At 71.8% G+C, this 4,614-nt stretch carries 2 protein-coding genes; both read left to right on the plus strand.

Annotation, left to right across the window (positions count from 1 at the left end; genetic code table 11):
• The first annotated feature begins 468 nt into the window (after nucleotides 1-468).
• A complete protein-coding gene (locus ACFUN8_RS37020; RefSeq protein ID WP_383647745.1) occupies nucleotides 469-1,230 on the plus strand; it encodes a S1 family peptidase in 762 nt (253 codons plus the stop codon).
• Nucleotides 1,231-1,390: 160 nt separating this feature from the next.
• Entirely contained in the window at nucleotides 1,391-4,501 is a 3,111-nt protein-coding gene (locus tag ACFUN8_RS37025) for an endo-alpha-N-acetylgalactosaminidase family protein (protein ID WP_383647743.1), read from the plus strand.
• The last annotated feature ends 113 nt before the right edge of the window (nucleotides 4,502-4,614 follow it).

Consider the following 4,614-nt stretch of genomic DNA (forward strand, 5'->3'; position numbering starts at 1 on the left):
CCTCCCTTTGTTGGGGGCTCGGTTCGCCTCCGGGGCGCTCTGTGCCCCTGTCGGTGTTGATGGGAGACCGTGCTCGGTCCGCTCGTTCCTCACGGACCTCCGCGCGCTCTCCCTTTCGACAGCGGCGCGCCCCTTCGGCTCACTCGCCCCGGCCGCCCCGAATTCGTCCGTGTGGGCGCCTTGTCGGGGGACGCTCGCGCGGCGGCGGGGGGTGAAGGGGCGTTCCGGTGTTCGGTGGCCGGACGACGACCGGAGGCCGACCGTTCGGTTGGCCGAGATTCATATCTTGTGGGGCCGCTCCTGCCCTCCGGATAATCCGGATCGCGTTCCTGTCGGGCTCATGCCAACGTCGTGCAACGCGCGTCGACCCGTGTGCCCTACAGGAGCTCAATCCCTCAAGCCCCCACGAAAGGCAGACCGTTGAGCATTCAGGGTGTCCTCAAGAGATGCGTCGCTGCCGGCGCTGTCATGCTCGCCGCCATCAGCCTCCAGACCACCGCCCACGCCGCGCCCGTGCCGGACGCGCCCAAGACGCAGGCCGCCGCCCCCCTCGCGCCGCCCGTCGTCGGCGGCACGCGCGCCGCCCAGGGTGAGTTCCCCTTCATGGTCCGTCTCTCCATGGGCTGTGGCGGCTCCCTGTACTCGCCCACCGTCGTGCTCACCGCGGCGCACTGTGTGAGCGGATCCGGCAACAACACCAGCATCACCGCCACCGCCGGTGTCGTGGACCTCCAGAGCTCCAGCGCCATCAAGGTCCGCTCCACCAAGGTCCTCCAGGCCCCCGGCTACAACGGCACGGGCAAGGACTGGGCGCTCATCAAGCTCGCCACGCCCATCAACCTGCCGACCCTGAAGATCGCCACCACCACGGCGTACAACAACGGCAACTTCACCGTCGCCGGCTGGGGTGCGGCCACCGAGGGCGGCGCCCAGCAGCGCTACCTCCTCAAGGCCACCGTCCCGTTCGTCTCCGACGCCACCTGCAACTCGAACTACGGCGGCCAGCTCATCGCCTCCGAAGAGATCTGCGCCGGCTTCGCCGCCGGCGGCACGGACACCTGCCAGGGTGACTCCGGCGGCCCGATGTTCCGCAAGGACAACGCGGGCGCCTTCATCCAGGTCGGCATCGTGAGCTGGGGCAACGGCTGCGCCCGGCCCAACTACCCCGGTGTCTACACCGAGGTCTCCACCTTCGCCTCCGCCATCGCGTCGGCCGCCTCCACTCTCTGATCAGGTCTGACCTGAACGTGTGACCCGCAGGGGCGGGACAGGTCACGGACACGCCGTCGGCGCGTTAGTCCAAGACCTGTCCCGCCTTTGTCCATGGGCGCACCCGCTCCTCGCGACGCAGATTGACGTGCACGGAACACCGTGGACGAAGAGGAGCGACGTGTACGCCAACGCAAGCGACCGAGGCCCCCGCCGCAGAACCGTCGTGGCCGCCACCGCACTCGTGGGGGCGGGCGCCGCCCTCGTCGCTCCGGGCGGCGCCTTCGCGGCCGGTACGGGAGCACCCACCACGCCCGCGCCCGCCCCCGGCACCCGCGAGACCGTCCTGCGCTCCCGCGAGCTGGAGGTCCGCGTCGACAGCGGCTTCCCGCGCGTCGTGTCGTACACCGACCGCGGCACCCGCGCCGTCCTGCACGGGCGGAGCGCCACCGTCACCGGCGTCCTCGTCGACGGGGCGCCGCACACCCCACGGGTCGCCACCCGGCCCGCCGGACGTGGCCGGATCTCGTACACCCTCACCTTCGACGGCGGCACCGAGATCGACGTCGAGATCGCCGTCGACGGCCGGCGCGTCGACTGGCGCGTCACCCGCGTCGCGGACACCGAGGCCCTGCGCGTCGGCACCCTGGAGGTGCCCGAACTCGCCCTGCTCTCCGTACGGAGCGACCAGAGCGGCGCGACACTCCTGGCGGCCCGCGTCGAGATCGACAAGGCCAAGAGCGGCGACACCCTCGTCCGGGTCACCCCCGACACCCCCGCGAAGGCGGCGGCGGGCTGCGCGTACGCCGTCGTGGCGCACGACGGGCTCGGCGGCGCGATCGAGACCAACACCGTGTACGACCGGCCCGGCACCGGCACCACCTGGGAGAACGGCCGCCTGTGGCACCGCACCGAGCGCCGGGACGGCGTCGTCGAGGCCCAACTGCGCTGCGGCCAGTGGACACACCGCGCCGCCACCTCACCGGTGGACGCCACCGAACCCCTCCCGTACGCCACGGTGATCGTCACCCCCGGCCGGGGCGGCGACGGCACCGTCGACTGGCAGGACGCCGCCGTCGCCTTCCGCGACATCATGGTCACCCCGCTCGGCGCCGACGAACAGCACCTGCGGGTCGTCCCGCACATCCCCTTCAACTTCGCCAGCCAGGCCACCAACCCCTTCCTCGCCACCCTCGACCAGGTCAAGCGGATCTCACTGGCCACCGACGGGCTGCGCCAGTACACCCTCCTCAAGGGCTACCAGTCCGAGGGCCACGACTCGGCGCACCCCGACTACGCCGGAAACCACAACACCCGCGCCGGCGGCCTCGCCGACCTCAACACCCTCCTCAAGGAGGGCGCGAAGTGGCACAGCGACTTCGGCGTCCACGTCAACGCCACCGAGTCCTACCCCGTCGCGAACGCCTTCTCCGAGACACTCGTCGACAAGACCGACGAACAGTGGGACTGGCTCGACCAGAGCTACCGCATCGACGCCCGCCGCGACCTCGTCTCCGGCGACATCGTCAAACGCTTCCAGGACCTGCGCGACGAGACCCACCCCGCCCTCAACACCCTCTACATCGACGTCTTCCGCGAGTCCGGCTGGAACTCCGACCGGCTCCAGCGCGCCCTGCGCGACCAGGGCTGGCACATCACCACCGAATGGGGCCACGGCCTGGAGCGCTCGGCGCTCTGGTCGCACTGGGCCACCGAGACCGACTACGGCGCCGACACCTCACGCGGCGTCAACTCCCAGCTCATCCGCTTCATCCGCAACCACCAGAAGGACGTCTTCGCCGACAAGTGGCCCACCCTGCTCGGCATCCCGCGCACCGGCAACTTCGAGGGCTGGGTCGGCAAGACCGACTGGAACGTCTTCTACGACCTGATCTGGACCGACTCGCTGCCCGCCAAGTACCTCCAGGCGTACCCGATCCGGCGCTGGACCGAGCACGAGATCAGCTTCGCCGGGCCGACGGACACCGTCGTCAGCGACGCCGACGGCACCCGCCGCATCACCACCGACGGGCGGCTCGTGTACGACGACGGGACCTACCTGCTGCCCTGGGAGCCGCGCGAGGCCCGGAACCCGGCCAAGCTCTACCACTACAACCCCGTCGGCGGCCCCACCCGGTGGCAGCTGCCACGCGGCTGGGCGGGCCGCTCCCGTACAGCCCTGTACCGCCTCACCGACCAGGGCCGAGAGCACGTCGCCGACCTGCCAGTCCAGGGCGGCAAGGTCACCGTCGACGCCGTGGCCGGGCAGCCGTACGTGCTCTACCCCGCCCGCGTACGCGACACCCCCGACCCGCACTGGGGGCAGGCCACCCCGGTCCACGACCCCGGCTTCAACTCCGGCTCGACGGACGGCTGGCAGGTGACGGGCGGCCCGGCGCGCGTCGAGCTGAGCGCCCTCGGCGACTACGAACTGGTCATCGGCGCCGGCGGCGCGGCCTCCGTAGGACAGCGCCTCGAACGCCTCGCACCGGGCACGTACGCCGCGTCCGTACAGGTCGAGGTCGGCAGGACGGCGGGGGAGCGGCGCCGGGCCGCCCTGGAGGTCCGTACGTCCGACGGCGTGACGGCGGCCAACTGGACCGAGACCTCCACGGCGGGCAACTACGTCGCCGCCGACCGCAAGCACGGCACCCGCTTCCAAAGGATGTTCACCCACTTCACCGTCCCGGAGCGCGGCGGCCCCGTCGACCTCCGGCTGACAGCCGGCGCGGGCGAGGCACGCGTGCGGTTCGACAACGTACGCGTCGTCGGCGCACACCGCTCCACCCGGCCCGGCGCGCTGGCCTTCGAGGACTTCCAGCACGTCCCCCAGGGCTGGGGCGTCTTCGTGAAGGGCGACGCGGGCGGCGCCACCGACCCACGCACCCATGTCGCCCAGCGGCACGCGCCGTTCACCCAGCGCGGCTGGAACGGCAAGGCGATCGACGACGTCATCGACGGCACCGAATCGCTCAAGTCACGCGGCGAGAACGACGGACTGGTGTACCGCACGGTGCCGCACACCGTCCGCTTCGAACCGGGCACGCGCTACCGCGTCACCTTCCGCCACGAGAACGAGAAGGCCGGGCAGTACGCCTGGATCACGGCCGTGGACGAACCGGGGGAGCGGGAGCTGTCACGTACGGAGCTGCCCGTCGCGACCGAACCGACCGTCCTGAGCTACGAGTTCACCGCCCCGGACGACGGGGAGGCGTGGGTGGGACTGCGCAAGGTGGGCGACGACGGCACGGCCGAGTTCGTACTCGACGCGTTCGAAGTACGAGAGGTGTGACCGGCGCCGGGGGGGGCCCCCCCCGGGGCCCCCCCGCCCGGGCCCCCCACCCCCCCCCGAAAAGCCCCCCACCCCCCCCCCCCCCCGCCCACCCCCCCACCACCTTGCGCCCC

This window comes from Streptomyces sp. NPDC057307 (genome assembly GCF_042667665.1).
Taxonomy (GTDB): Bacteria; Actinomycetota; Actinomycetes; order Streptomycetales; family Streptomycetaceae; genus Streptomyces.